This is a genomic window from Pantoea sp. FN0305 (assembly GCF_050113845.1).
Taxonomy (GTDB): Bacteria; Pseudomonadota; Gammaproteobacteria; order Enterobacterales; family Enterobacteriaceae; genus Mixta; species Mixta alhagi.
Window position 1 is genome coordinate 63,451 of the sequence record NZ_JBNJSN010000001.1, and the last position, 26,749, is coordinate 90,199.

The following is a 26,749-nucleotide window of genomic DNA, read 5'->3' on the forward strand; positions in this document are numbered from 1 at the left end:
GCCTGCAAAGCAGGCCTTTATTATCAGAATTGATAAGTGAGGCCCAGACCCGTTTGGTCATCGTGGGCGAGTCCAAGTTGGTTGTTGCTGCTGATGCGGTTAAGCTTATAGTCAGCATAAATGGACATGTTTTTGTTGAAATAATAGCTGATAGAAAAATCCCAGTAATGCAACAGATCCTGGTCCGCAGCTGGCCCTAAATCTTTTCCTTTGGAACGGAAATAACCTACGCCAGGCACGAAGCCGTTGTCAAAGGTATATTTAGCCACCAGCTCAAGGTTTTCTGACTTATTAGCATAACCGAGTGAACGGATCGGTGTAAGATTACGCGCCTGCGCATATGTACCTGCCAGGTAAGCGTGACCGTCATCGTATTTCAGGCCTACAGCCCAGATATCAGCATGTTTACCTTCACCCAGTAAAAGATTGTTCTGGGCTTCAGTGCGGCGTGAAGATGAATATGCGCCAAGAGCAGTGATATCGTATCCGAAATCATAACTTACAGATGCACCGTAGCCATCTCCATTTGAGCGCATAGGATCGCGGGAGTTGTTTGTGCTATCATTGTTCGCGCCCTGATACTGAAGAGCAAAATTCAGGCCATCAACCAAACCAAAGAAATTGTTATTCCGATAAGTTAAGAAACCATTACCACGGCCTGTCATAAAGTTATCGGTATAGCTGAAAGTCTCGTCATCAAAAATCACTGGCGTATCTGTAATCGCTGCGACGTCATAAATCACACCGTAGTTACGTCCATAATCCAGTGAGCCCCAGTTACCAAACTTCAGACCAGCAAAACCTAAACGCGTTTTGTTTCCATTCTGTGCATCGCGACCACTTTCTGAGTGATTAGCCTGAATATTGTACTCCCACTGACCATAGCCAGTAAGTTCATTGGTGATCTGGGTCTCACCCTTAAATCCAAAACGGATGTAGGTATTGTCACCATCAATAGATGAGTTTTTGCTAAAATAATGACGAGCAACGGCCTTGCCGTAAACGTCAAGTTTATTGCCATCTTTATTATAGACTTCAGCAGCGTGTGCAACGGGCGCTAAAGCTGTACCAATGAATAACGCAACAATTGTTTTTTTCATAATTATGTCTCTGTGTAATTAAGCATCTGTCTGCCTTGTAATAAAATACTTCAAGGCTGGATGTTATGTAACAGAGCTTTTTTAAGGGCTCAACTGAATTTTTTTAAGATGTTGCTGTCGTTGGCGCTAAATCATAAGGTTTAAGCTGTATATTTACATTTTCCGACATAAAAACTCGATTTGTGTTTTAAATGTAGATTTTTATTCTGATTAAGGGGTGTTTTTAGATTTTTATCTTGCCATTGCTGAATTGTAATTTTTTGAAATAACTGTTGTGATTGCGTGTAAATCAAAAGTATTGACTTCAAATAGTCTTCAAAAAAACTATAATCAATATTATTTATATGAGCATAGTTTCTTTAATTGGGTAGTCAAAACGATGTCAAACACAATAGAGCAACAAATTGCCCAGCATTTTGAACAGCTTGGTGAAGTAAAATGCTATGATATTACTCAACTCACTATTCTGGGGAGGGTGACAATGGATTCGTTATTGAATGGCGAATTACCTGATCACAGGCAAATTCTAAATCGGCTTGATGAATTAAAGTATACTTGTAGTTCTGCCTCTTTTAAAAAAAAGTGCGCTGAACTAATTGAGGAAATTGAATATCTCTGCCCTGGTATTGAATGTGAGTATTAGTCTGGGTTGGCGAAACACCTTCTGAGGTACCAATAATTTTCTTAAACTGAAGCGGCGCGATACGCCGCGAAAATCAGGCATTTTAAATTTCAATGAGAGATGTCTCATGGTTTTTCTACTCATTCTGGCGCTCCCGGACCGCACATTAAACCAGCCATCGCTCCGCCAGCAGCTCCTCCGGTAATGCCTGCCCCGTTAATAGCCAGCTGTCTCTTGGTTTTTGGAATCTTATAGCTCATTTATCGTTTTGCCAGATGATTTCATCTGCTCTGCTATTGCACGGCTCAGCGGGGTACTTCGCGATCGGACCATATCCATTATCAGGTTGCGAGTTTCCTGTGCCTCACGTGCAGCCTGTTCCCATGTGATGAGGCCGAGATTAGCCCGTGGTCTAAGGTCTTCAGCCATTTCTTTAATACGCTTCGAATATTCAAGACGTAAACGAGGATCTACTGAAAGCCGGGCCGCTGCCGCTGAAACATTCCCCGCCCACTTTATAGCGTGTACCTAAATGTGTACCAATTATCTTTGGATTCAGGCGGATCGGCTCGGAAGCTTACAGACACAAAAAAGCCCGCAGGGCTTGTGCCATGCGGGCTTTCAGGACTTCGTTAAATGGCTCTGGAACCATCAAAAACTGGCGGAATCTGAATTATTTACATATCTACTTGATTTTATTTATTTTTTCGTAATTTATATTTTATTGGTATACTTAAGCGTATACCAATAACGTAAAGCGTTACCATTATTTGGGGGGGCTGGAATGGGTTCTGCCATGATTGTCATATAGGTTTTTAAGCCTGATGTTCGCTTAACACCGCGTGGATCTGAGAAGAAAGGGAGGCGCAAAAGCGGTGAATCGGCAACCTTTATCGTCCAGACTGCATCACCAATAAAGTGAAAGTGAACGCTTTCATGGCTTGTACTGAGCTTTTCAAAAACACCGGAGGAATATTCGTTTCCTAAGTGCAAAGATTCAAGAACGCCATCATTGAGACTAATCAGCGTTACCGTAAGGAACTCTTCATAAATCACATCATCCGTGGTGAAAATAAGGTAGCGGTCATCATCAACCTGAACTGCCGCCTCCAGTACATGGCCGGAAACAATAACGCCGGTTGCTTTCCCTGCAACAATCACTTCTGACTTCGCTTGTTTAAATTCAGTCGCCGGACTGTTTTCAATCAAAGCCACCGTATTAACCGGCTGCATATTTATCTCCATATACGTCCCATCTCCCACGCGGCGAGTGCGCCTCCGACAAATCCACCGATGACAACACAGACAGGCGCGCCCGGCCCACACATTAACCCAGCCATCGCTCCGCCAGCAGCTCCTCCGGCAATGCCCGCACCATTAATAGCCAGCTGTCTCCCCGTTTCTGAAACCTTGTTCTCAGCCGTATAGATTTCATAAAAAGAGATGGCAATAGAAAGTACTATCAGCCCTTTTCCTGCGCGGGAAAGCCGCATCATCCTCAGATTAACTTGCGGGTTGGATTTACCAACGGATTCAACAATGCTGGCATAAACCTGATTTTTTTGCGTTTCAGACAGGCTGTTAAAATTAACTCTGGGGCCGAAAAGTGAAGTTGCTTTTTTGGCTACTAACTCATTCAGCGTTTTGCCAGATGATTTCATCTGCTCTGCCATTGCACGGCCCAGCGGGGTACTTCGCGATCGGACCCTATCCATTATCAGGTTGCGAGTTTCCTGTGCCTCACGTGCAGCCTGCTCCCATGTAATGAGGCCGAGATTAGCCCGTGATCTAAGGTCCTCAGCCATTTCTTTAATACGCTTTGAATATTCAAGGCGTAAACGAGGATCTACTGAAAGCCGGGCCGCTGCCGCTGAAACATTCCCCGCCCACTTTATAGCATGTACCTAAATGTGTACCAATTATCTTTGGATTCAGGCGGATCGGCTCGGAAGCTTACAGACACAAAAAAGCCCGCAGGGCTTGTGCCATGCGGGCTTTCAGGACTTCGTTAAATGGCTCTGGAACCATCAACCAAGAATTTGGTGGAGCTGGCGGGAGTTGAACCCGCGTCCGAAATTCCTACATCCTCGGTACTACATGCTTAGTCCAGTCTTTACATTCGCTTGTTAGCTGCGGACGGACACGCCACTAACAAACTAGCCTGATTAGTTTTAACGCTTCAACCCCAGGCAGGGTATCCACGCGATCTCTTTTAGGTTTGACCTCTCTTGATCCCCGTCCTAAGAGCGGAGGCTAGGGAGAGAGGGCTCTAAGCAGGTTATTAAGCTGCTAGTGCGTAGTTTTCGTCGTTTGCGACTATTTTTTTGCGGCTTTTAACGAGGCCAACCGCCCCTCGGCATGCACCTTGGGTTTCGCGAATCCCGTCGAATCCAGAATCAGCCCCAAGAATTAAAGAGTATAGCAAAAAACGTTTGGTCAATCCAGCGCTTAGCGATGGGCATTCTTCATAATGCGTGCTTTATCCAGCTGCCATTCGCGGCTTTTTACATCTTCACGCTTGTCATGCTGTTTCTTACCGCGCGCAACGCCAATTTTAATCTTGCACCAGGCGTTTTTCCAGTAGAGCGACAGCGCAACAACCGTATAGCCTTCGCGATTAACGCGGCCGTACAAGCTGTCCAGCTCGCGCTGATTTAGCAGCAGCTTACGGTTACGCGTAGGATCGCAGACAACATGGCTGGATGCGACCGACAACGGCTGAAAGGTGGCACCGAACAGATAAGCTTCACCGTCGCGCAGCAGAATATAGCTGTCGCTGATGTTGGCCTTACCGGCGCGTAGCGATTTAACTTCCCATCCTTGTAGCGCCATTCCCGCTTCGAACTCCTCTTCAATGAAGTATTCATGGCGGGCGCGTTTGTTAAGGGCAATAGTGGCAGAACCAGGTTTATGTGCTTTTTTCTTTGTCATAGTGCAACTTAGTTTACATCAGACCAGTGTTAATCGCATCCCCGGTCCCAAATTCGCCGGGAAAAAAAGCTATTCTAGCACGCCTTGCGACTTAGAGAATTTCTGTTTGGCTGTTGAAAATGCTATTATTTGTACGTTTTAGGAATCACAGGAAACGATATGGCCCAGATTAGCCGTTCTGCACTCGTGCCTTACAGTGCTGAACAAATGTACCAGTTAGTTAACGATGTTGATGCCTATCCGGAATTTTTGCCTGGTTGTTCGGGAAGCCGTGTGCTGTCCGCTTCCGAACAGGAGATGACGGCGTCGGTCGATGTTTCTAAAGCTGGTATCAGCAAAACGTTCGTGACGCATAACATGCTCACCAGTAATCAAAGCATCCGCATGCAGCTGGTGGATGGTCCGTTCCGTAAGCTAACCGGCGGCTGGACTTTTACCTCACTGGGTGACGATGCCTGTAAAGTTGAGCTCAATCTGGAGTTCGAATTTACTAACATGCTGGTTGAGCTGGCGTTTGGCCGTATCTTTAAAGAGCTGGCAAACAGTATGGTTCAGGCCTTTACCCAGCGTGCAAAAGAGGTTTACCGTGCCTGAGCTCACTGTTGAGGTAGTCTATGCGCTGCCGGAAAAACAGTATGTGCGCCAGGTAACGCTGGCAGAAGGCAGCAGCGTTGAACAGGCTATCCGCGCGTCCGGCTTACTGGAGTTGCGTCATGATATTGACCTGACGCAGAATAAAATTGGCATCTATAGCCGACCAGTAAAACTGCAGGACGAGGTTAACGATGGCGATCGCGTGGAAATTTATCGTCCGCTTATCGCCGATCCGAAAGAGCTGCGACGGCAGCGTGCTGAACGTTCGGCAAAAAAATAAAGGCGCTTTCAGCGCCTTTTTTTATGCCCGACAACAGGTTAGTTGTTAGCTTTGTTGCCGCTCAGGTTCGGTTTATTATCGATATTGGTCAGAACGCCGCTACTGTCGAAAGTCAGCGTCAGCGTTTGCTGGGTTACTTTTTCATGGCCAGGCTGCTGGCGGAATACGTAATACCAGGTATTGTTGCTGAATGGATCGCTCATCATCGGCGTACCCAGCGTATAGGCAACCTGCTGTTTGTTCATGCCCACGCGCAGCTTGGCAACGTCAGTGGTTGTGAGATAGTTACCCTGATTGATATCAGGACGGTAAACCACGCGCTCCAGAGTGGAACAGCCAGCAGTCATCATGAGAAGTAACACTGCAGCAGCAGTCAGCGTTTTACAGCGCATTTATACATTCCTTTTTTAGGCTCAACGCCTTTTAAACAGGCGAGTTTGGTGCCAGCACGGTCTGAACACAGCCTGCGATCAATGTGTTTCATTCAGGCGACAAGCTGTCGATGATAATAAACCTGACCGCAGTTGGAAACCTTTACAGAGCAAGCATATGACCGCAGGAATGTAAAAAAGTGCATATCAGGCCGCTAAAAGCTCTTTCGCATTCGCCAGCGTATTCCGCGTCACTTCGCTGCCGCCCAGCAAACGCGCCAGTTCCTGCAGGCGTGCACGCTTATCCAGCGGCTGCATGTGGGTTTCAGTCATCGCGCCGTCAGTCTCTTTGCTGACGAAGAAATGATGATGACCACAACCCGCCACCTGCGGCAGGTGCGTGACGCACATAACCTGCGTTGATTCGCCCAACTGACGCAACAGCTTGCCAACCACTGCGGCCGTCGGCCCGCTGATACCCACATCCACCTCATCGAAAATCAGCGCTGGCGTATCCATCTTACGGGCGGTGATAACCTGAATCGCCAGAGCAATACGTGACAACTCACCACCGGAAGCCACTTTAGCCAACGGCTGTAACGGCTGACCCGGGTTAGTGCTAACGCGAAAATCGATGCGATCCGCGCCCTCAGCGGTGAGTTGCTCAGGGTTGAACTGTACGGCAATAGTAAACTGACCGTGCGGCATTGAGAGCGCATGCATGCTCTCGGTAATCAGCTGAGTTAACTCTTGCGCGTAATGCGCGCGTTGCTCATGCAGCTTCTGTGCGCTGGCAAGTGCCGCCTGATGATGCTGCGTTACCGCCATGCTCAGCGTTTCCTGATCGCTCTCCTGCTGCGACAGCAGTTGTTCTTCGTCCAACAGTTGCTGATGGAAGGCCGGTAACGCCTCTGGTGCAACGTGATGCTTACGCGCCAGGCTTATCTGACGTGACAGACGCTGCTCCAGCTCATACAGCCGGTTGGGATCGAGATCAAGACGATCGCAGTAATGACGAAGCTCATCGCTTGCTTCACTAATCTGGATGGAGGCTTCTTCCAGCATGTTCAGCACGCCGCTCAGTTTTTCATCCATCGTGACCAGTTCGCCCATCATCTGACGTGCGGTATAGAGCAGGCTTTGCAAATTACTGTCGTCGCCATCGGCCAGCAAGTGAAGCGCCTGCTGGCTGGTGGAAAGCAGCTGCCCGCTGTTGGCGAGGCGTTTGTATTCCTCGTCAATCTGTTCGAACTCACCGGCGACTGGGGCAAACTCATTCAGCTCTTTTAGCTGATATTGCAACAGCTCGCGTCTTGCTTCGCGTTCCTGCATCTGCTGTTGATGCTGTGCCAGTGCGCGACAGCTCTGATGCCACTGACGGTAGTTGGCCGCCATGCTCTGCATCAGCAGCGGCTGATCGGCATAGGCGTCCAACAAAGATTTTTGATGTTCCGGTTTTAACAGCAGCTGGTGCGCATGCTGCCCATGAATCTGAATTAGCAGCTGGCCTAAATCGCGCAGCTGAGAGAGAGGCACTGCGGTGCCGTTGATAAAACCACGGGAGCGGCCATCGCTGCTGATTACGCGGCGCAGCAGGCACTCCTGGCCATCGTCCAGCTGATTTTCTTCCAGCCAGCGCAGGGCTGAAGGCGTATCTTTCAGATTAAAGCGGGCGCAGAGATCGGCACGATTAGCGCCCTGGCGCACCATATCCACTTCAGCACGGCCGCCCAGACAGAGGCCCAGCGCATCGATAGCAATGGATTTACCAGCACCGGTCTCCCCGGTAATCGCGGTCATGCCACGTTGAAAATCAATTTCCAGCTCGCGAACAATTGCAAAATTACTGATGGTGAGTTGGGCCAGCATATGTGCCTTCCTGTACATAAACACAGACATGGTTTTTCGTACAGTATAACCTGGTTTTATATACAGTAAAGCGGCACGTTGCGCTTTTTAAAATAATTTTTTCGACCAGCCGAGTTTAGAACTTAGCGTATTGAAATAGCTGTAGTTTTTTGGGTGGATCAGGTTGAGGTGATAGTCGCTACGGCGTACCAGCACATCTTCGCCTTCCTGGATAGGCAGCGCGATTTGACTGTCACAGCTGATCTCCAGATCGTTGCGCAGGTCGGAAAAACGCAGGCGGATGGTGCTGCTGCTGTTAATGACCAGCGGACGGGCGGAAAGGGTATGCGGAAACATTGGCACCAGTGCGATGGCATCCAGCGATGGCGTTAAAATTGGGCCGCCAGCCGAAAGAGAGTAGGCGGTAGAGCCGGTAGGCGTAGAGATAATCAGCCCGTCAGAGCGCTGCGAGAACGCGAAGTTCTCATCGATATAAACCTCAAACTCAATCATATGCGCCACTTTGCCCGGATGCAGCACCACCTCATTAATTGCGGTGCCAATACGCGGCGCGCCTTCGCCACGACACACGCGCGCTTCCAGCAGAAAACGTTTTTCTGTGATGTATTCGCCGCGCAGCACATCATCCAGCTGCTGTTGCGCGTTATCGGGGTCCAGATCGGTGAGAAAGCCCAGATTGCCACGGTTGATGCCGATAACTTTTATATCGTAACGCGCCAGTACGCGCGCCGCGCCCAGCATATTGCCATCGCCGCCGACCACCACCGCCAGATCGGCGCGTTGACCAATTTCCGCCAGCGAGCCGGTTTGCACATGTTCCAGCGACAGCTCACGCGCAATTTGTTGTTCAACAATAACTTCGTAGCCTTTCTCGCTAAGCCAGCGCCAGAGCATTTCGTGAGTGGTCAGGGCGGTAGGATGACGGGGATGTCCGACGATGCCGATGCACTGGAAATGTTTGTTCATTATGCTGGTCTTCCTCATGAGGCAATTCTGCCCTGACATTGTGACTGGTTCCCTTGAAACCATTAATCTGATCCCCATAATAAGCGAACCAGCGAGATGAATGTGCAAAACGCGGAGAAATTCATGAGTAGTAAAGATCAGAAAGCACCAAACGAGCAAGTCTCAGACGAGATTGAAATGGAACAGCAGCAAAACGAGAGCGTGGAGACGGCAGAGTCTGAAGCAGACGTGGTGGATCCGCGTGATGAACGTATTGCTCAGCTTGAAGAGCAGCTGGCCGGATTACAGAACGGCGTACGTGATGCTCAGCTGCGTGCGCAGGCAGAGATTGAAAATATCCGCCGCCGTACCGAACTGGATGTGGAAAAAGCGCATAAGTTTGCGCTGGAAAAATTCGCTAATGAGCTGCTTCCGGTGATCGATAGCCTGGAGCGTGCGCTGGAAGTGGCGGATAAAACCAATCCAGACCTGAATGCGATGATCGAAGGTATCGAGCTGACGCTGAAGTCTCTGCTGGCTGCGGTACGTAAATTCGGCGTTGAGGTGGTAGGTGAAACCAATGTGCCGTTTAATCCCGATGTTCATCAGGCGATGTCGATGATGGAATCGGACGAGGTTGCGCCGAACCACGTTATGATGGTAATGCAGCGCGGATATACCCTGAATGGTCGTTTGCTGCGCCCGGCGATGGTTGCCGTGGCGAAAGCCAAAGACTAATTCTGCTCGCGCCGTGGCTCAGTCACGGCGCGGTTGTTTCAGGGAAGATGTGGCGTCCAGTCAATTGGCTTGTCGCCCTGCTGCGCCAGAATCTCATTGGTGCGGGAAAAGTGCCTGCAGCCAAAAAATCCCCGATGGGCAGAAAGCGGGGAGGGATGCGGTGCCTTCAGCACATGATGCCGTTGCGTATCAATAATACTGCCTTTCTTCTGCGCATGTGAGCCCCAGAGTAAAAACACCACGTTTTCACGCGTCTCGTTAATAACGGCAATCACCCGATCGGTAAAGGTTTCCCAGCCAAAACGCGCATGGGAATGCGCTTTGCCCGCCTCGACGGTTAATACCGTATTCAACAACAGCACGCCTTGCTTTGCCCAGCTCTCTAAAAAACCATGATTCGGACGCGTAAAGCCGGGAATATCCTGCTCCAGTTCTTTATACATATTCATTAACGAAGGCGGAACCGCAACGCCAGGCCTGACGCTAAATGCCAGACCGTGCGCCTGGTTAGGGCCGTGATAGGGATCCTGCCCTAAAATAACAACTTTTACATCGTTGAGTTCGGTCAGACGAAACGCGTTAAACACATCTTCTTTCGGCGGATAAACCGTAACGCCTGCCGCGCGCTCCTGTGCCACCATCTTCAGCGTTTCAATAAAATAGGGCTGCTCTTTTTCCGTTGCCAGCACATCATGCCAGGTTACTGCTTTATCCATGACGTTCTTCCTTCTTAAAGTAAAACAACAGAGTAGCGACTCTGCGCGCATGAGCAACCCCCAAAATAAATTGAAAATTTACAAAAATAATTTATTCAGGAAAATTGATTCAAAACAAAAATTTAGCTTTATGCCAATCCTGGCACCAGGCATTTAATTGATTTGTATCAAAGTTGGTCGGGCAATGCATTGGTATATAAACAGACGGATGTTTTTTAAACGCAAATCTGACGCCGTCATGGCGTTGGCGTCATTACGCCTGGGAGGCAAATATGATTACAGGTATTCAAATTACAAAAACCAATAACAACGCACTGCTTAACTCGTTCTGGCTGCTGGATGATGAAAAGGCTGAAGCGCGTTGCGTCTGTGCAAAAGGCGATTACACCGAAGATCAGATTGTCCCGGTAAGCGATCTCGGACAGTTCGAGTATCGCGAAGTCCCGCTGGAAATGAAACCGCAGGTACGCGTGGAAGGCGGTCAGCATCTGAACGTTAACGTGCTGCGTCGTGAAACGCTGGAAGATGCGGTTAAGCATCCGGAAAAATATCCGCAGCTGACCATCCGCGTATCAGGTTATGCCGTACGTTTTAATTCTCTGACTCCTGAACAGCAACGTGATGTCATTACTCGTACTTTTACTGAGAGCCTGTAAGCTAAAAAGGTTCTGAAGGTTGCAGGCGCGTTGAAAAAAGCAGCGCGCCAGAAAGGGGAAAAGAGATTCAGAAACAATAGTCTGTAAACGCTTATCGTTTAACGCCTGACAATCTTTAAGCTTTTTAACGGGTTGGCGTCAAAACTTGCAGACAGGCCCCGATTCCCTCGCTCAGCCTGAAAAAAAACCGCCAATTATCGGCGGTTTTTTGTTGCCCGGTGCAATTATTCAGCACCATCTTTATTCGTATCGCTACCGTTAGCGGCGGCAGGTTTGCGTCGCTTCCCGATATTTTTGCGGTCGCGGTGACGTACTTTAACGCGTGGCTTGTTCTCTTCTTCTTTTTTCTTCTCTTTCTCTTTACGCTTCGCCAGCACTTTCTTCGACGGCTTGCCTTTTAATTTCTGGCTGGGCGCGCGCGTGGCCGGGCGCAGCTCATCAATAGTGCGCGCTTTCAGCGGCTCACTGATGTAGCGGCTGATTTTCTCCAGCAGCAGATAATCGTGCGCTTCGACCAGCGACAGCGCCGTGCCTTTACGACCCGCGCGGCCGGTGCGACCAATACGGTGCAAATAGACATCCGCCGTGCGAGGCAGATCGAAGTTAAACACATGGCTAACGTCATCCACATCGATGCCGCGTGCGGCTATATCGGTGGCTACCAGTACATTAACCCGACCATCCATCAGACGCTTCAGCGCTTCGTTACGCTTTGCCTGCACCATCTCGCCTTCCAGATAGCTGGTCTGAATACCGGCTTCATGCAGCCAGCCGACCAGTTCATGCACACGCTCGCGCTTACGCACAAAGACGATAGAGCGGGTGGCTTCCGGCTGTTTCAGCAGATGCACCAGCAATTTGGTCTTATGGGCAACATCGTCTGCGCGGTAATACCATTGTTGGATCTTTTTACGTTCACGACGTGAAGGATCCGAATCGATTTCCACCGGCTCTTTGAGCAGACGTTCGGCGAAATCTTTAATGCCGTCGCCTTCCAGCGTGGCAGAAAAGAGCATGGTTTGCTTGCGCCAGCGCGTTTCCGCCGCGATAGTCTCGATGTCCTGCGCAAAACCCATGTCCAGCATGCGGTCCGCTTCGTCGAGGATCAGGATCTCTACCGCCCGACAGTCGAAGTTTTCTTCTTTAATGTATTGCAGCAGGCGTCCCGTGGTGGCTACCACGATATCCTGGTTTTCGCTGAACACTTCAGCGTGGTTCATATAGGCCACGCCGCCGGTAATGGTGGCGATGTCCAGCTGAGTATGCTTAGCCAGCTCCTGCGCCTGATCGGCAACCTGCATCGCCAGTTCGCGCGTCGGCGTCAGGATCAATACCCGTGGCGGACCAGATTTTTTACGCGGGAAATCCAGCAGATGTTGCAGCGCAGGCAAAAGATAAGCCGCCGTTTTCCCGGTCCCGGTTGGTGCTGAACCCAACACGTCGCGACCATCCAGCGCAGGGGGAATCGCTTCTGCCTGAATAGCGGTAGGGCGGGAAAAGCCTTTGTCCTGCAGGGCATCCAGCAGGCTTTCGTCAAGTTCGAGTTCGGAGAATGTGGTTGCGGTCATGTTCTACCTCAGTTTGGGGCGCTGATTATAGACAGATTAGCGACGATCTTCATCTGTTTGTCGGCAGTTTATCGCTTTTAACCCTTTCTTATTTCCCCTATGCTGGCACCGTTTTTGTCTTTGGTCCTGATTATGTCGCAATCAAAACGCCAGTTACGTGGCAACGGTTTTACTTTTAAACGCTTTTTTATCGCACACGATCGCTGTGCAATGAAAGTTGGCACCGACAGCATTTTGCTGGGCGCGTGGGCTCCGGTGGCGCAGGCTGCGCGTGTTCTGGATATCGGCAGCGGCAGCGGTCTGTTGGCATTAATGCTGGCGCAGCGCACCGCCGAAGCAGTAGCGATTGATGCTGTAGAGCTGGAGCCAGAGGCGGCAGCGCAGGCAGCCGAAAATGCTGCGCGTTCGCCCTGGGCGCAGCGTATTCATATCCATCAGGCTGATATTATTGATTGGGCAAAACGTCAGGAACAACGTTATTCGCTGATTGTCAGCAATCCGCCCTATTTTACGCCGGGGCCAGCCTGTGCTTCATCCGCACGGGATAAGGCGCGCGCCACGCATACCCTGAACCATGAAAGTTTATTGCAGTGCGCGGAAACGCTGATTGGCGAAGAGGGCTTCTTTTGCCTGGTATTGCCGGAAGAAGAGGGCAAGCGGTTCGTCAGCATGGCGCTGGCGCGTGGCTGGCATCTGCGTTTCCGTAATGATGTGGCGGAAAACAGCACACGACTGCCGCATCGCGTGCTGCTGGGGTTTTCGCCGGTTGCGGGAGAGCTGTTACAAGAGCACATGGTCATTCGCGGGCCAGACCAGCGTTACTCCCCGGCTTTCTGCAGCCTGACGCAGGACTTTTATCTGTTTATGTAACCCGGCGGCGTCAGGATCGTTGGGCCTGAATCCGGCAGTGTGGCGGGATAGTCGAGCGTAAAGTGCAGGCCCCGGCTCTCTTTACGCAGCATGGCGCTCTGGATAATCAGTTCGGCAACCTGCGCCAGGTTCCTTAGCTCCAGCAGGTTGTTCGAGATACGGAAATGGCGGTAATACTCTTCTATTTCCTGCTGGAGCAGAGCAATGCGGCGGCTGGCGCGCTCCAGGCGTTTGGTGGTGCGCACAATACCAACGTAATCCCACATAAACAGCCGCAGCTCATGCCAGTTGTGCTGGATCACGACCCGTTCGTCCGAATCGTCTACCTGGCTCTCATCCCATGCCGGTAGCCTGTCGATACGCGCAATATGCGACAGCGTACGCCCCATCTCTTCTGCGGCAGACCAGCCATATACCAGACACTCCAGCAGTGAGTTCGACGCCATGCGGTTAGCGCCATGTAAACCGGTATAGCTCACTTCTCCGATGGCGTAGAGGCCCGCCACATCGGTACGACCATGATGATCAACCATAACGCCGCCACAGGTGTAATGGGCCGCCGGCACAATCGGTATCGGCTCGCGGGTTAAATCAAAACCCAGCGAGCGGAGCTTCTCATCAATCATCGGAAAGTGAGCGCGAATAAAATCAGCGGGCTGATGGCTGATATCCAGATACATACATTCGGCACCAAGCCGTTTCATTTCATGATCGATCGCGCGCGCGACAATATCGCGCGGTGCCAGCTCGGCGCGCTCATCAAAATCAGGCATAAAACGGCTGCCGTCAGGACGGCGCAAATAAGCGCCTTCGCCACGCAGCGCCTCGGTTAATAAGAAATTGCGCGCCTGAGGATGATAGAGACAGGTCGGATGAAACTGGTTGAATTCCATATTGGCCACGCGGCAGCCGGCACGCCACGCCATAGCAACCCCATCGCCGGAGGCGACGTCAGGATTGGTGGTGTACTGGTAAACTTTGGCCGCGCCACCGGTGGCCAGCACCACGGCACGTGCGCTACAGGTTTCCACCTGCTCCCGATTACGATTCCAAATCCAGGCCCCCAGCACACGGCGTGGCCCGGACATGCCCAGCCGGTCAGAAAGAATAAGATCGACGGCATTGGTACGTTCCAGAATGCGAATATTGGGATGACTTAGCGCCTGGCTCACCAGCGTGGTCACCACTTCGCGCCCGGTGGCGTCCGCGCTGTGTAAAATGCGACGATGACTGTGACCGCCTTCGCGTGTCAGGTGATAACGTTCCTCGCCGTCAGGCTGGGTTTCTTTATCGAAGGCGACGCCATGTTTTATGAGCCACTCGACGCAGTGGCGCGCATTGCTGGCGATAAAATCCACCGCTTCGCGCTCGCACAGCCCGGCTCCGGCAATCAGCGTATCCTCTACGTGAGATTCGATGCTGTCCATCTCATCAAAAACGGCGGCAATACCGCCCTGTGCATAGAGACTTGAACCTTCGCTGACCGGCCCTTTACTTAACACGGTAACCTGTTGCGTCTCTGCCAGCCGCAGCGCCAATGACAAACCTGCCGCGCCGCTGCCAATAATCAACACATCGCACTGGTAATCAGAAATATCGCTCATGGTGTTTATTTTACTAAACAAGTGGTCATGCGAGCATAAGCGGAAAAAGCAGATTAAAAAAGAGATTAAACATGATGAAAGCACGATCTAAAGCAAAGTAACATTTGTTTTACCACTGGCCTTATCGCTCTTTGCTTTGAAAAGTCTGAGAAATGGCTGTTTTAACGGTGATTTGTTTATTATGGCGAACAAGGTGCAATAATTATGCGTTATTGATGAAAATGTCATGCGCATCGGGTACTCTGCGGCTTACGTCAGATAGCCGGTTAATGATGAAAAACAGGTCGGCGCCGTGCGTTTCCTCAGCATATTTAAATGTTTTGTTAGGTAAAAGTACCCGGTGACGCAACAAAAAAGTGGCTTAACTGAACTATTGTCTTATGACCGGCTCTAACGAAAGCTTGCTCATAAAGTTGAGTGATTGCTGGTGGTTCATTTATGCGTGGAGAATGATTTGAGGAGATATTACCTCGGATGAGCGAGCAATTAACGGATCAGATTCTCGTTGAACGGGTACAGAAAGGAGATCAGAAGTCATTCAATTTACTGGTCGTACGTTACCAGCATAAAGTGGCGAGCCTGGTTTCGCGCTACGTACCGTCAGGCGATGTACCCGATGTGGTACAAGAATCTTTTATTAAGGCTTATCGTGCGCTTGATTCATTTCGCGGCGATAGCGCGTTTTATACCTGGTTATACCGTATTGCCGTTAACACCGCGAAAAACTATCTGGTTGCTCAGGGGAGACGCCCGCCATCCAGCGATGTGGATGCGATGGAGGCTGAAAATTTTGAAAGCGCCGGGGCGCTGAAAGAAATTTCGAACCCTGAGAATCTAATGTTGTCTGATGAACTGAAACAGGTAGTGTTCCGTACCATTGAATCGCTCCCGGAAGATCTGCGTATGGCGATCACGCTGCGGGAGCTGGATGGTCTAAGCTATGAAGAGATAGCTGCCATCATGGATTGTCCGGTCGGCACCGTCCGCTCGCGTATTTTTCGCGCACGAGAGGCCATCGATAACAAAGTTCAACCACTTATCCAACGTTAGAAATAACGGATACAGGAAGGGTACTAAGGCATGCAGAAAGAAAAACTTTCCGCTTTAATGGATGGCGAAACTTTGGACAACGAAGTGATTTCCGCATTGTCTAAAGACGCTACGCTGCAACAAAGATGGGAAAGCTATCATCTTATCCGCGATACGTTGCGTGGTGACGTGGGCGAAACCGTGCATTTCGATATTGCCGCGCGCGTTGCCGCTGCTATCGAACAAGAGCCGGTGCGTAATATCACTACGCTTATCCCGGAAGCGCAGCCAGAACCTGCGCGCTGGGAAAAAATGCCTTTCTGGAAAAAAATGGGCCCGTGGGCTGCGCAAATTACCCAGGTTGGCATGGCGGCCTGTGTCTCTCTGGCGGTTATTGTTGGCGTACAGCATTATAACCAGCCGCAGGATGCCAGCCAGGGCTCAGAAGCGCCCGTATTTAATACGCTTCCAATGATGGGCAAGGCTTCACCGGTTAGCCTGGGCGTGCCTTCTGAAAGCTTTGACACCAACAGCGCCAGCCAGCAAGTGCAGGAGCAGCGTCGTCGGGTAAATGCCATGCTGCAGGATTACGAACTACAGCGTCGTTTACATACCGAACAGATGCAGTTTGATGCGAACGGCCCACAACAGGCGCAGGTTCAGGTTCCAGGAAATCAGTCGTTAGGAATACAGCAGCAGTAATGAAGCAGCTCTGGTGTGTCGTTAGCCTTTTGGCTGGCGGCCTGTTTTATCCGTCCGTCGCCCCGGCGCAGGAAACTGCATCCGGGGCGTTGTTACAACAGATGGAACAGGCCAGCCAATCTCTCAATTATGAACTCGCCTACATCACTGTCTCCCGGTTGGGTATTGAATCGTTACGCTATCGCCATGCGGTAATTGATAACAAGATTTATGCCCAGCTGTTGCAGATGGATGGGCCGCGTCGGGAAGTGATTCAGCGTGGCAAGGATATCAGCTACTTTGAACCGGGGCTGGAGCCTTTCTCGCTGCCCGGCTCGCATATCGTTGATGCGCTTCCCTCAGTGGTTTACGCCGATTTCAAACACTTAACCACCAGCTATGATTTTGTGCCCGTTGGGCGCACGCGTATTGCCGATCAGCTGTGCGAAGTGGTGCGCATTGTGGCGCGCGACGGTACGCGTTACAGCTACATTGTGTGGCTGGATAGCGAAACCCGGCTGCCGTTGCGTATCGATCTGCTCGATCGCGATGGTGAAACGCTGGAACAGTATCGCGTGGTCAGCTTTGCCGTTGATGAAGGCGTGCGCAATTTAATGCAGGGGCTGGAGAAGGCAGATTTGCCGCCGTCGCTCTCGGTGCCTGAAGCGCAAAAAGTCTCTTTCAACTGGCAGCCCGTCTGGTTGCCTGCTGGTATGAAAGAGGTGGCGCAAAGCCGACGTTCGCTGCCATCTATCAATAAGCTTGTGGAATCAAGGTTCTATTCAGACGGGCTATTTAGTTTTTCAATTAACGTCAGCCCGGCGGATAAAAACAGCACGACGCAGCTATTGCGTACTGGTCGTCGCACGGTGCAAACTGCTACCCGCAACAATACTGAAATTACCATTGTTGGCGAATTGCCGCCCTCTACGGCGAAGCGTATCGCCGACAGTATCAACTTAGGTACACAACGATGATGAGAGAATGGGCCACCGTAGTTGCGTGGCAGGATGGCATCGCCACGCTCCACTCGGAAGTGAAAACCACCTGTAACAGTTGTTCAGCGCGCAAAGGCTGCGGCAGCGCAATGCTGAACAAGCTGGGGCCAAAAAATGCGCACGTGATGCAGATTGCCAGTGAACAGCCGCTGCAGCCCGGTCAACGGGTTGAGTTAGGCATTCGTGAAAGCAGCCTGTTAAGCTCTGCGCTATTGGTTTATATGACGCCGTTGTTAGGGCTGTTTTTGCTGGCCGGGCTGTTTCAGATGCTGTTTCATACCGATCTGGCCGCAGCCTGTGGCGCGCTGTTAGGCGGAATCGGCGGCTTTATCGTAGCCAAAGGCGTTTCGATGCGCTTTGGCGAGGGCGAAGCTTTCCAGCCGGTGATCCTGAATATTATGTTGCCGCCCGATGCGCTTCGGGTTGAGCCAGAATCCCACTAAATGTCAGCCGGACGATGCATCTCGTTCGGCCAATGTTTTGCGCTTTTTTACACCTCCCTTACAGCAAATAGGCTATCATCCCGTTTTCCTTGCTTTATCTCCCGGCGCGATGATTCCACCACCCTGATATGTCGTGTACAATGCGCCATTCGGGCTGTCTCCGCCTGTGATATTCCACGCTCTCCTGAGGTTGCATCGCGAGAGTTTCAGCATTTGTAAGGCAGAATAACCTCCATAATGAAGCATATAAGAAACTTTTCGATCATCGCGCACATTGACCACGGTAAATCGACCTTATCAGATCGTTTGATCCAGATTTGCGGCGGCCTGGCCGATCGTGAAATGGCTGCGCAGGTTCTGGACTCAATGGATCTGGAGCGGGAACGCGGCATCACTATTAAAGCGCAGAGCGTGACGCTCGATTACAAAGCGCAAAACGGTGAAACTTACCAGCTCAATTTTATCGACACGCCAGGCCACGTTGACTTCTCCTATGAGGTCTCGCGTTCTCTTGCTGCCTGTGAAGGTGCGCTGCTGGTGGTTGATGCAGGGCAGGGCGTAGAAGCGCAAACGCTGGCTAACTGCTATACCGCCATCGAAATGGATCTGGAAGTGGTGCCGGTACTGAACAAAATTGACCTGCCAGCGGCCGACCCCGATCGCGCGGCGCAGGAAATTGAAGATATTGTTGGTATCGACGCCACGGATGCGGTGCGTTGCTCGGCCAAAACCGGCGTGGGCGTGCCGGAAGTGCTGGAGCGGCTGGTACGTGATATTCCGCCGCCGGAAGGCGACCCAAGCGCGCCGCTGCAGGCGCTGATCATCGACTCCTGGTTTGATAACTATCTGGGCGTTGTGTCGCTGGTGCGTATTAAAAACGGCACCCTGCGCAAGGGCGAGAAAATCAAGGTGATGAGTACCGGGCAGGTCTACAACGCTGACCGTCTGGGGATCTTTACGCCGAAGCGGGTGGATCGCGATGTGCTGAACTGCGGTGAAGTAGGCTGGCTGGTTTGCGCGATTAAAGATATCCTCGGTGCGCCGGTAGGCGATACCTTAACCGGTGCGAAACATACCGCGGAAAAAGCGCTGCCGGGCTTTAAAAAAGTGAAGCCGCAGGTTTATGCCGGTCTGTTCCCGATCAGCTCAGACGATTATGAAGCCTTCCGCGATGCGCTGGGCAAACTGAGTCTGAACGATGCCTCGCTGTTTTATGAGCCGGAAAGCTCAACGGCGCTCGGTTTTGGTTTCCGCTGCGGCTTCCTTGGCCTGCTGCATATGGAGATCATTCAGGAGCGTCTGGAGCGTGAATACGATCTTGACCTGATCACCACCGCGCCGACCGTGGTGTATGAGGTAGAAACCACCGGTGGTGAAACCGTTTATGTCGATAGCCCTTCCAAGCTGCCGCCGTTGAATAATATTAGCGAGCTGCGCGAGCCGATCGCCGAATGTCACATGCTGATGCCGCAGGAATATCTGGGCAACGTGATTACGCTGTGCGTTGAAAAACGCGGCGTACAAACCAATATGGTCTATCACGGTAATCAGGTTGCGCTGACCTATGAGATTCCGATGGCGGAAGTGGTGCTGGACTTTTTCGATCGTCTGAAATCCACTTCGCGCGGTTATGCGTCACTGGATTATAACTTCAAACGCTTCCAGGCCTCTGACATGGTGCGTGTAGACGTATTAATCAACGCCGAACGCGTTGATGCGCTGGCGCTGATTACCCACCGCGACAACTCGCAGTATCGTGGTCGTGAGCTGGTAGAAAAGATGAAAGATCTGATCCCGCGTCAGCAGTTTGATATTGCGATTCAGGCGGCGATCGGTAACCACATTATTGCCCGTTCGACAGTGAAACAGCTGCGTAAAAACGTTATCGCTAAATGCTACGGCGGCGACGTAAGTCGTAAGAAAAAGCTGTTGCAGAAGCAGAAAGAAGGCAAGAAACGCATGAAGCAGGTCGGTAACGTTGAGCTGCCGCAGGAAGCGTTCCTGGCCATTCTGCACGTGGGCAAAGACAGTAAATAAGGATATCTGATGGCTAATATGTTTGCCCTGATTCTGGCGATTGCGACGCTGGTTACCGGCATTATCTGGTGTATCGACAGGTTTAAGTGGGCACCAGCCCGCCGCGCGCAGCAGGCCCAGGCCCAGGCGCAAACCGGCAGTTCGCTGGATGATAAAACGCTGGCGAAAGTAGCGAAGCAGCCTGGCTGGGTAGAAACGGCAGCATCGGTGTTCCCGGTGCTGGCGGTGGTATTCGTGGTGCGCTCGTTTATTTACGAGCCGTTCCAGATCCCTTCCGGTTCAATGATGCCGACGCTGCTGATTGGCGATTTTATCGTGGTAGAGAAATTTGCCTACGGCATTAAAGATCCTATTACCCAAACCACGCTGATCCCGACCGGGCATCCAAAACGCGGTGATATCGCTGTGTTTAAATACCCTAAAGATCCGAGCCTGGATTACATCAAGCGCGTTATCGGCCTGCCTGGCGATCGCGTGACGTATGACGCTCTGAATAAAACGCTGACGGTGAACCCGGCTTGCGACAGCGGTAAATCGTGCGATAAAGCGCTGCCGGTTACCTACTCGGACGTAGCGCCCAGCAACTTTATCCAGACTTTCAGCGGCTTTGATGGTAATGAATCCGGTAACGGTTTCTGGCAGGTGCCGCAGGGCGAAACCATGCCCGGCGGCCTGCGTCTGGCGGCCCGTAAAGAGACATTGGGTGACGTAACCCACAATATTTTACTGGTAACAGAAGCGCAAAGTCAGGCCAGCATGTATTATCAGCAGCCGGGACAGCCGCAGGCGAGCTGGGTTGTGCCGGCAGGCCACTATTTTATGATGGGCGATAACCGTGATAACAGCGCTGACAGCCGTTACTGGGGGTTCGTACCAGAGAAAAACCTGGTTGGCAAAGCGACCGCGATCTGGATGAGCTTTGAAAAACAGGAGGGTGAATGGCCAACCGGCGTTCGCCTGAGTCGTATTGGCGGCATCCACTAAGGTTGTCGTGAGTAAAATGGATGGCTTCCCGCCTGCGGGAAGCCACTGCAAACGAAACTGTTTAGCGTTGACCGCTGTCAGCCCTGTTTCGTATGCAGCATAATTGACGCATTATTGAAATTGGTATCGCATGAATCCCATCCTCATTAACAAGCTCCAGCGAAAGCTGGGCTACACTTTTACTCATCAGGATCTACTGCAACAGGCATTAACCCACCGGAGTGCCAGCAGTAAGCACAACGAGCGTCTTGAGTTTCTTGGCGATTCCATCCTGAGCTTTGTTATTGCTAATGCGCTTTATCACCGCTTTCCCCGCGTGGATGAGGGCGATATGAGCCGCATGCGCGCAACGCTGGTAAGGGGAAACACCCTGGCGGAGATGGCGCGCGAATTTGATTTAGGCGAATGCCTGCGTCTGGGGCCTGGCGAGCTGAAAAGCGGCGGATTCCGTCGTGAATCGATCCTTGCCGATACCGTTGAAGCATTAATCGGCGGCGTGTTTCTCGACAGCGACATTCAGACCGTCGAACAGCTGATTCTGAACTGGTATCAAAGCCGTCTGGATCAGATTAGCCCCGGCGACAAACAGAAAGATCCAAAAACGCGTCTGCAGGAGTATCTGCAGGGTCGTCATCTGCCGCTGCCCTCCTATCTGGTGGTGCAGGTGCGTGGCGAAGCGCACGATCAGGAATTTACCATTCACTGTCAGGTGAGCGGCATGGCGGATCCGGTGGTAGGCACCGGTTCCAGCCGTCGTAAAGCTGAACAGGCAGCGGCCGAACAGGCGCTGATTAAGTTAGGACTCGAATGAGCGAACAACAGATGCACTGCGGCTTTATTGCGATTGTCGGCCGCCCCAACGTTGGAAAATCCACGCTGCTGAACCAGTTACTGGGGCAGAAGGTTTCCATTACCTCGCGTAAACCGCAAACCACGCGCCATCGTATTATGGGCATCCATACCGAAGGCGCGTATCAGGCGATTTATGTGGATACGCCCGGCCTGCACATTGAAGAGAAGCGGGCTATCAACCGCCTGATGAACCGCGCCGCCAGTAGCTCAATTGGCGACGTAGAGCTGATCATCTTTGTGGTGGAAGGCACCCGCTGGACAGCGGATGATGAAATGGTTCTCAACAAGCTGAAAGAGAACAAAGTGCCGGTGCTGCTGGCCATCAATAAAGTCGATAACATTACCGATAAATCTATCCTGCTGCCGCACCTGAAATTCCTGAGCGAGCAGATGGAATTTATGGATATGGTGCCGATCTCCGCAGAAAGTGGTAAAAATGTCGATACCATTGCCAGCATCGTGCGCAAGCGCCTGCCGGTAGCCGATCATCACTTCCCGGAAGATTACATCACTGACCGCTCACAGCGTTTTATGGCGTCGGAAATTATCCGTGAAAAACTGATGCGTTTTTTGGGGGCCGAGCTGCCCTATTCGGTCACGGTTGAGATTGAGCGCTTTATCACCAACGAACGCGGCGGTTATGATATCAACGGCCTGATCCTGGTGGAGCGTGAAGGCCAGAAAAAGATGGTGATCGGTAATAAAGGCACCAAAATCAAAACCATCGGTATTGAAGCGCGCAAGGATATGGAAGAGCTGTTCGAGATGAAAGTGCATCTTGAACTGTGGGTTAAAGTGAAGTCTGGCTGGGCAGATGACGAACGTGCGCTGCGTAGTCTGGGCTATGTTGACGACCTTTAATCACTGAATGGAAGGCTGGCAACGCGCTTTTGTCCTGCATGGGCGGCCCTGGAGCGAAACCAGCCTGATGCTGGATCTGTTTACCGAAAATCATGGTCGGGTGCGCGTTATTTCCAAAGGCGCGCGCTCTAAGCGCTCCCATCTCAAAGGGGCGCTACAGCCTTTCACGCCGCTGCTGGTTCGCTGGGGCGGTCGTGGTGAAGTGAAAACGCTGCGCAATGTAGAGGCGGTCTCGCTGGCTTTGCCCTTAAGCGGCACTACCCTGTACTGCGGCCTGTATGTTAACGAGCTGGTTGCGCGCGTGCTGGAGCATGAAACCCCCTTTCCCGAACTCTTCTTTGATTATCTCTACTGTATCCAGTCTCTGGCACAGGCCAACGGCAGCCCGGAACCGGCATTGCGTCAGTTTGAACTGGCGCTGCTCGGTCATTTAGGTTATGGCGTCGATTTTTTGCACTGTGCTGGCACAGGAGAAGAGATTGAAGATGGCATGACCTATAGCTATCGTGAAGAAAAAGGCTTTATTGCCAGCCTGGTCATTAATCAGCGCAGCTTTACCGGACGGCAGCTGCGCGCGCTCGCCGAGCGAGATTTTCCTGATGGCGATACGTTGCGAGCCGCAAAACGCTTTACGCGAATGGCGTTAAAACCCTGGCTGGGCGGCAAGCCGTTAAAAAGCCAGGAACTGTTCCGCCAGTTTATTCCCAAAAAGCGTGCTGAAACGCCGGATCGCCAGGAGTAAATACAGCGAGCGCCAGCGCGTTTCGCTGCCTGAATAACCGCAACATTCTGAGGATTGTCATGGCTGAGTTGTTATTAGGCGTCAATATTGACCATATCGCTACCGTGCGTAACGCCCGCGGCACCCAATATCCCGATCCGGTTCAGGCAGCTTTTGTTGCCGAGCAGGCAGGCGCCGACGGCATTACTGTGCATCTGCGTGAGGACCGCCGCCATATTACCGATCGCGACGTGCGTCTGCTGCGACAGACCATTGAAACGCGCATGAACCTGGAGATGGCGGTCACGGAAGAGATGTTAGCCATCGCCTGTGAGCTAAAACCGCATTTCTGCTGTCTGGTGCCGGAAAAGCGTCAGGAAGTGACCACCGAAGGCGGTCTGGACGTGGCAGGTCAGCAGGCGAACGTTAGCGCGGCGGTAGAGCGTCTGAGCGCGGCGGGCATTCTGGTTTCCCTGTTTATTGATGCCGACGAGCGTCAGATTGATGCCGCTGTGGCGGCAGGCGCGCCTTATATCGAAATCCACACCGGCGCTTACGCCGAAGCGGAAGAGGGCAGCGCGCGTGATGCAGAACTGGCGCGGATTCGTCATGCGGCCAGCTATGCGGCGTCGAAAGGGTTGAAAGTCAACGCCGGTCATGGCTTAACCTACCATAACGTGCAGCCGATCGCCGCGCTGCCGGAAATGCATGAGCTGAATATCGGCCACGCTATTATTGGCCGTGCGCTGATGAGCGGCCTGGCAGATGCGGTAAAAGAGATGAAACAGCTGATGCGGGAAGCGCGCCGCTAATGGCTATTCTTGGACTGGGCACCGATATTGTTGAAATTGAGCGCATCGAAGGGGTCATCAGCCGTTCGGGCGATCGCCTGGCGCGCCGCGTGCTGAGTGAAAACGAGTGGCAGCAGTATCAGACGCACCAGCAGCCGGTGCGTTTTCTGGCTAAACGCTTTGCGGTAAAAGAAGCGGCGGCAAAAGCATTCGGCACCGGTATTCGCGGCGGCCTGGCGTTTAATCAGTTTGAAGTTTATAACGATGCGCTGGGTAAGCCGGAGCTACGCTTTTTTCAGCAGGCGGCTGAGCTGGCAACCCGGCTGGGGGTGCAAAACGTTCACGTCACGCTGGCTGATGAACGTCATTACGCCTGTGCAACGGTGATTATTGAAGGTTGAGGCGGCAACGCCTCATACTGCGTGGTGGATCAGCACAAATTTTTCCCACAGCTGCTCACGATTTTCCTGATGTGCCGGATCGGTCACGATAGTGTTATCGATCGGGCACACGCTCATGCAGGTCGGCGTATCGTAATGTCCTACGCACTCTGTGCAGAGCCAGGGATCAATCACATAAATTTCATCGCCCATCGAAATCGCCTGGTTAGGGCACTCCGGTTCGCACATATCGCAATTGATGCATTTTTTAGTAATCAGTAACGCCATGATGCTCCCGGTCCTGCCTGAATAACGTAAAGCGCGGTCATTATACGCTCGCTAACAGATCATACCAGTTTTTTTACCAGCGACTCGCTGTGACGAATATAGTCAGAGGCGCGTTCGGCATCCTGCTGTACCAGCGCCATAAACAGCAGATCGGTCAGCGCCAGCTGGGCCGAGGTAGAGGAGATTGCGGCGCTGCGCGTGCTCTGCTCTTCCGCCACGGTATATAAACAGTGGGTAGCGCACTGCTGCAACGTATTTGGCGTAAAACCGGTAAAGGCCAGCACATAAGCGCCCACGCGCACCGCCTCCTGCGCGGCGAGATTGATCTCACGTCGCTCTCCACTGTATGAGATAGCCAACAGCAAATCCCCGGCGCGTAGCGCCTGTACGCTGGCCAGCAGCGCATGCATATCCTGTTCGGCTACTGCGCTGATGCCGATTTTCATTAACTTCCATGAAAAATCTTTCGCCACCAGGCCCGATGCGCCCATGCCGACCAGCACAATGCGATCGGCGCGCTTGATAAGCGCCAGCGTTTCCAGCAGCTTATCTTCGCTGTTGATATCCAGCGTAGCGCGAATAGCGGAAACCTTTTCCGTAAACAGCTTTTCACCCACAACCTTCAGCGGATCGCCGCTCAGAATATGGTTATGTACCGTAATTGACTCTTTGGCCTGTAGCGATGCGCTTAGCGCCAGCTTAAGCGCCGGAAAACCTTTATAGCCCAGCTTTTGCGCAAATTTAACTACGCTGGACTGACTCACACCCGCTTCCTGCGCCAGTCGTGGCGAGCTGAGTTGGCAGGCATGTGCGGGCTGCGCCAGAAGATAATCGGCCAGCCGACGCTCATTCAACGCCAGCCCGGAATAGAGTTGACGGATGCGTAACAGGGCACTCATGGCAGACTCCTTCAGATTGATATTGCCAGCTAACAGAAGCAGGCCTGCACGCCGCCTTAGCTACTTACTTGCTGATGAATAAGCATAAAGCATTGTTTATGTAATTTTATAACGCGGATCAAAGCGGAAGCCAAATTACATTGCAATAGCGCTGCCGTTAGTCAGCGATGGCTGCTACTGTCTACACTAATGAATGCTGAAGCAAAAGGTTTATCGAAGGAGAGCGGTGTAATGGCGGATTCGCAACGACGGGTGGTATTTTTTGATCTGGATGGCACCTTACATCAACAGGATATGTTTGGCACCTTTATGCGTTATCTGCTGTGGCGACAACCGCTTAATTTGCTGTTGGTGGTACCGCTGCTGCCGGTGGTAGGTGCCGGTATGTTGCTAAAGGGGCGTGCGGCGCGCTGGCCAATGAGCCTGCTGCTATGGTCTATCACTTTTGGACACAGCGAAGCGGCGTTACAGCGTCGTGAGGAGAGCTTTGCCCACTGGTTCCGTCAGCGGGTGGTGGCGTTTCCGGTAGTGCAGCAGCGATTAACCGATTATCTCAGCAGTGAGGATGCCGATGTCTGGCTGATCACCGGGTCGCCGCAGCCGCTGGTGGAAAAGGTCTATTACGACTCTGCCTTTCTGCCGCGCGTGAAGCTGATCGCCAGTCAAATGAAGCGAGGCTGGGGCGGACGTATTCTCAGCCTGCGCTGCCTGGGGCATGAGAAGGTTGTGCAGCTGGAAGAGCAGATCGGCACGCCGTTGCAGCTCTACAGCGGCTATAGCGACAGCAAGCAGGACAACCCACTGCTCTATTTTTGCCAGCACCGCTGGCGCGTGACGCCGCATGGCGAACTGCAACAGTTGGAATAATTTGGTCTGCTATCAGGTTTGGTTATAATGCCAGCCGCATTTTTCCGCTGGAGA

The 26,749-nt window shown here is 51.9% G+C and carries 29 protein-coding genes and 1 other RNA gene; 17 read left to right on the forward strand and 13 right to left on the reverse strand.

Annotated elements, in window-relative coordinates; translation table 11 throughout:
• Nucleotides 1-23: 23 nt before the first annotated feature.
• The 5 genes from ACQE3Y_RS00330 to smpB form a co-directional block, all read right to left on the reverse strand.
• Nucleotides 24-1,100, reverse strand: a complete 1,077-nt coding sequence (locus ACQE3Y_RS00330; protein WP_426971569.1) for a porin — start codon at nt 1,098-1,100, stop codon at nt 24-26.
• 1,336 nt (nt 1,101-2,436) lie between these two features.
• The gene (locus ACQE3Y_RS00335; RefSeq protein ID WP_426980634.1) at nt 2,437-2,955 is read right to left on the reverse strand and encodes a hypothetical protein; all 519 of its coding nucleotides are present in this window, start codon (nt 2,953-2,955) and stop codon (nt 2,437-2,439) included.
• A 2-nt stretch (nt 2,956-2,957) separates the two neighbouring features.
• Nucleotides 2,958-3,395, reverse strand: coding sequence for a hypothetical protein (locus ACQE3Y_RS00340; RefSeq protein WP_426980635.1), 438 nt, complete (start codon nt 3,393-3,395; stop codon nt 2,958-2,960).
• Between the two features lie 367 nt (nt 3,396-3,762).
• Nucleotides 3,763-4,126, reverse strand: a transfer-messenger RNA (tmRNA) gene (gene ssrA / locus ACQE3Y_RS00345).
• 44 nt (nt 4,127-4,170) lie between these two features.
• On the reverse strand, nt 4,171-4,653 hold the full coding sequence (smpB, locus tag ACQE3Y_RS00350) for an SsrA-binding protein SmpB (RefSeq protein ID WP_085070628.1): 483 nt from the start codon (nt 4,651-4,653) through the stop codon (nt 4,171-4,173).
• Nucleotides 4,654-4,812: 159 nt separating this feature from the next.
• Between smpB and ACQE3Y_RS00355 the strand changes: the two genes are divergently transcribed.
• Entirely contained in the window at nt 4,813-5,247 is a 435-nt protein-coding gene (locus ACQE3Y_RS00355) for a type II toxin-antitoxin system RatA family toxin (protein WP_085070630.1), read from the forward strand.
• Nucleotides 5,240-5,527: an RnfH family protein gene (locus ACQE3Y_RS00360; protein WP_426971602.1), complete on the forward strand. Its 288-nt coding sequence runs from the start codon at nt 5,240-5,242 to the stop codon at nt 5,525-5,527. The genes ACQE3Y_RS00355 and ACQE3Y_RS00360 overlap by 8 nt, the downstream gene beginning before the upstream one ends.
• A gap of 38 nt (nt 5,528-5,565) precedes the next feature.
• On the opposite strand, the gene bamE is transcribed toward ACQE3Y_RS00360, so the two are convergent.
• From bamE to nadK, 3 genes are all read right to left on the reverse strand, one after another.
• On the reverse strand, nt 5,566-5,919 hold the full coding sequence (gene bamE, locus ACQE3Y_RS00365) for an outer membrane protein assembly factor BamE (protein ID WP_426971604.1): 354 nt from the start codon (nt 5,917-5,919) through the stop codon (nt 5,566-5,568).
• A gap of 186 nt (nt 5,920-6,105) precedes the next feature.
• Complete coding sequence (gene recN / locus ACQE3Y_RS00370; protein ID WP_426971605.1) at nt 6,106-7,767, reverse strand: DNA repair protein RecN; 1,662 nt, start codon at nt 7,765-7,767, stop codon at nt 6,106-6,108.
• A gap of 87 nt (nt 7,768-7,854) precedes the next feature.
• Nucleotides 7,855-8,733 carry an NAD(+) kinase gene (gene nadK / locus ACQE3Y_RS00375; RefSeq protein ID WP_085070638.1) on the reverse strand — a complete coding sequence of 293 codons (879 nt, stop codon included), beginning with the start codon at nt 8,731-8,733 and terminating at the stop codon, nt 7,855-7,857.
• 123 nt (nt 8,734-8,856) lie between these two features.
• Here nadK and grpE point away from each other — a divergent pair, with 123 nt between their 5' ends.
• Entirely contained in the window at nt 8,857-9,450 is a 594-nt protein-coding gene (grpE, locus tag ACQE3Y_RS00380) for a nucleotide exchange factor GrpE (RefSeq protein ID WP_426980636.1), read from the forward strand.
• Nucleotides 9,451-9,488: 38 nt separating this feature from the next.
• Here the strand turns inward: grpE and ung are convergent, their stop codons facing one another.
• Nucleotides 9,489-10,166 carry a uracil-DNA glycosylase gene (gene ung / locus ACQE3Y_RS00385; protein ID WP_250650628.1) on the reverse strand — a complete coding sequence of 226 codons (678 nt, stop codon included), beginning with the start codon at nt 10,164-10,166 and terminating at the stop codon, nt 9,489-9,491.
• A 272-nt stretch (nt 10,167-10,438) separates the two neighbouring features.
• Here ung and grcA point away from each other — a divergent pair, with 272 nt between their 5' ends.
• On the forward strand, nt 10,439-10,822 hold the full coding sequence (gene grcA, locus ACQE3Y_RS00390) for an autonomous glycyl radical cofactor GrcA (RefSeq protein ID WP_250650627.1): 384 nt from the start codon (nt 10,439-10,441) through the stop codon (nt 10,820-10,822).
• 224 nt (nt 10,823-11,046) lie between these two features.
• Here grcA and srmB read toward each other — a convergent pair whose 3' ends face one another.
• Nucleotides 11,047-12,390, reverse strand: a complete 1,344-nt coding sequence (gene srmB, locus ACQE3Y_RS00395; protein WP_250650626.1) for an ATP-dependent RNA helicase SrmB — start codon at nt 12,388-12,390, stop codon at nt 11,047-11,049.
• Nucleotides 12,391-12,489: 99 nt separating this feature from the next.
• Here srmB and trmN point away from each other — a divergent pair, with 99 nt between their 5' ends.
• A complete protein-coding gene (gene trmN, locus ACQE3Y_RS00400; protein WP_426980637.1) occupies nt 12,490-13,260 on the forward strand; it encodes a tRNA(1)(Val) (adenine(37)-N(6))-methyltransferase TrmN in 771 nt (256 codons plus the stop codon).
• Here the strand turns inward: trmN and nadB are convergent.
• Nucleotides 13,245-14,864: an L-aspartate oxidase gene (gene nadB, locus ACQE3Y_RS00405; protein ID WP_426980638.1), complete on the reverse strand. Its 1,620-nt coding sequence runs from the start codon at nt 14,862-14,864 to the stop codon at nt 13,245-13,247. The two genes, trmN and nadB, sit on opposite strands and share 16 nt — an antisense overlap.
• A gap of 474 nt (nt 14,865-15,338) precedes the next feature.
• Here nadB and rpoE point away from each other — a divergent pair, with 474 nt between their 5' ends.
• The 11 genes from rpoE to acpS all read left to right on the forward strand — a co-directional run bounded on the left by rpoE (nt 15,339) and on the right by acpS (nt 24,662).
• Nucleotides 15,339-15,914, forward strand: coding sequence for an RNA polymerase sigma factor RpoE (gene rpoE / locus ACQE3Y_RS00410; protein WP_085070649.1), 576 nt, complete (start codon nt 15,339-15,341; stop codon nt 15,912-15,914).
• Between the two features lie 30 nt (nt 15,915-15,944).
• Nucleotides 15,945-16,595, forward strand: a complete 651-nt coding sequence (gene rseA / locus ACQE3Y_RS00415; RefSeq protein WP_426980639.1) for an anti-sigma-E factor RseA — start codon at nt 15,945-15,947, stop codon at nt 16,593-16,595.
• The gene (rseB, locus tag ACQE3Y_RS00420; protein ID WP_426971617.1) at nt 16,595-17,551 is read left to right on the forward strand and encodes a sigma-E factor regulatory protein RseB; all 957 of its coding nucleotides are present in this window, start codon (nt 16,595-16,597) and stop codon (nt 17,549-17,551) included. The genes rseA and rseB overlap by 1 nt, the downstream gene beginning before the upstream one ends.
• Nucleotides 17,548-18,015: a SoxR-reducing system protein RseC gene (gene rseC / locus ACQE3Y_RS00425; RefSeq protein WP_426971619.1), complete on the forward strand. Its 468-nt coding sequence runs from the start codon at nt 17,548-17,550 to the stop codon at nt 18,013-18,015. Before rseB ends, rseC begins: the two co-directional genes overlap by 4 nt.
• Nucleotides 18,016-18,252: 237 nt before the next feature.
• Nucleotides 18,253-20,052 carry a translation elongation factor 4 gene (gene lepA / locus ACQE3Y_RS00430; protein ID WP_426971621.1) on the forward strand — a complete coding sequence of 600 codons (1,800 nt, stop codon included), beginning with the start codon at nt 18,253-18,255 and terminating at the stop codon, nt 20,050-20,052.
• A gap of 9 nt (nt 20,053-20,061) precedes the next feature.
• Nucleotides 20,062-21,036, forward strand: coding sequence for a signal peptidase I (gene lepB, locus ACQE3Y_RS00435; RefSeq protein ID WP_085070657.1), 975 nt, complete (start codon nt 20,062-20,064; stop codon nt 21,034-21,036).
• Nucleotides 21,037-21,166: 130 nt separating this feature from the next.
• Complete coding sequence (rnc, locus tag ACQE3Y_RS00440) at nt 21,167-21,847, forward strand: ribonuclease III (RefSeq protein ID WP_085070659.1); 681 nt, start codon at nt 21,167-21,169, stop codon at nt 21,845-21,847.
• The gene (era, locus tag ACQE3Y_RS00445; RefSeq protein ID WP_426980641.1) at nt 21,844-22,749 is read left to right on the forward strand and encodes a GTPase Era; all 906 of its coding nucleotides are present in this window, start codon (nt 21,844-21,846) and stop codon (nt 22,747-22,749) included. Before rnc ends, era begins: the two co-directional genes overlap by 4 nt.
• A gap of 7 nt (nt 22,750-22,756) precedes the next feature.
• Nucleotides 22,757-23,491, forward strand: a complete 735-nt coding sequence (gene recO, locus ACQE3Y_RS00450; RefSeq protein WP_250650621.1) for a DNA repair protein RecO — start codon at nt 22,757-22,759, stop codon at nt 23,489-23,491.
• A 59-nt stretch (nt 23,492-23,550) separates the two neighbouring features.
• Nucleotides 23,551-24,282, forward strand: coding sequence for a pyridoxine 5'-phosphate synthase (gene pdxJ / locus ACQE3Y_RS00455; protein WP_426980642.1), 732 nt, complete (start codon nt 23,551-23,553; stop codon nt 24,280-24,282).
• A complete protein-coding gene (gene acpS / locus ACQE3Y_RS00460) occupies nt 24,282-24,662 on the forward strand; it encodes a holo-ACP synthase (RefSeq protein ID WP_085070666.1) in 381 nt (126 codons plus the stop codon). Before pdxJ ends, acpS begins: the two co-directional genes overlap by 1 nt.
• Before the next feature lie 12 nt (nt 24,663-24,674).
• On the opposite strand, the gene ACQE3Y_RS00465 is transcribed toward acpS, so the two are convergent.
• The gene (locus ACQE3Y_RS00465; RefSeq protein WP_250650618.1) at nt 24,675-24,929 is read right to left on the reverse strand and encodes a YfhL family 4Fe-4S dicluster ferredoxin; all 255 of its coding nucleotides are present in this window, start codon (nt 24,927-24,929) and stop codon (nt 24,675-24,677) included.
• A gap of 59 nt (nt 24,930-24,988) precedes the next feature.
• Complete coding sequence (locus ACQE3Y_RS00470; RefSeq protein ID WP_085070670.1) at nt 24,989-25,828, reverse strand: MurR/RpiR family transcriptional regulator; 840 nt, start codon at nt 25,826-25,828, stop codon at nt 24,989-24,991.
• Between the two features lie 231 nt (nt 25,829-26,059).
• Here ACQE3Y_RS00470 and yfhb point away from each other — a divergent pair, with 231 nt between their 5' ends.
• Nucleotides 26,060-26,695, forward strand: a complete 636-nt coding sequence (gene yfhb, locus ACQE3Y_RS00475) for a phosphatidylglycerophosphatase C (RefSeq protein ID WP_426980644.1) — start codon at nt 26,060-26,062, stop codon at nt 26,693-26,695.
• Nucleotides 26,696-26,749 lie beyond the last annotated feature (54 nt).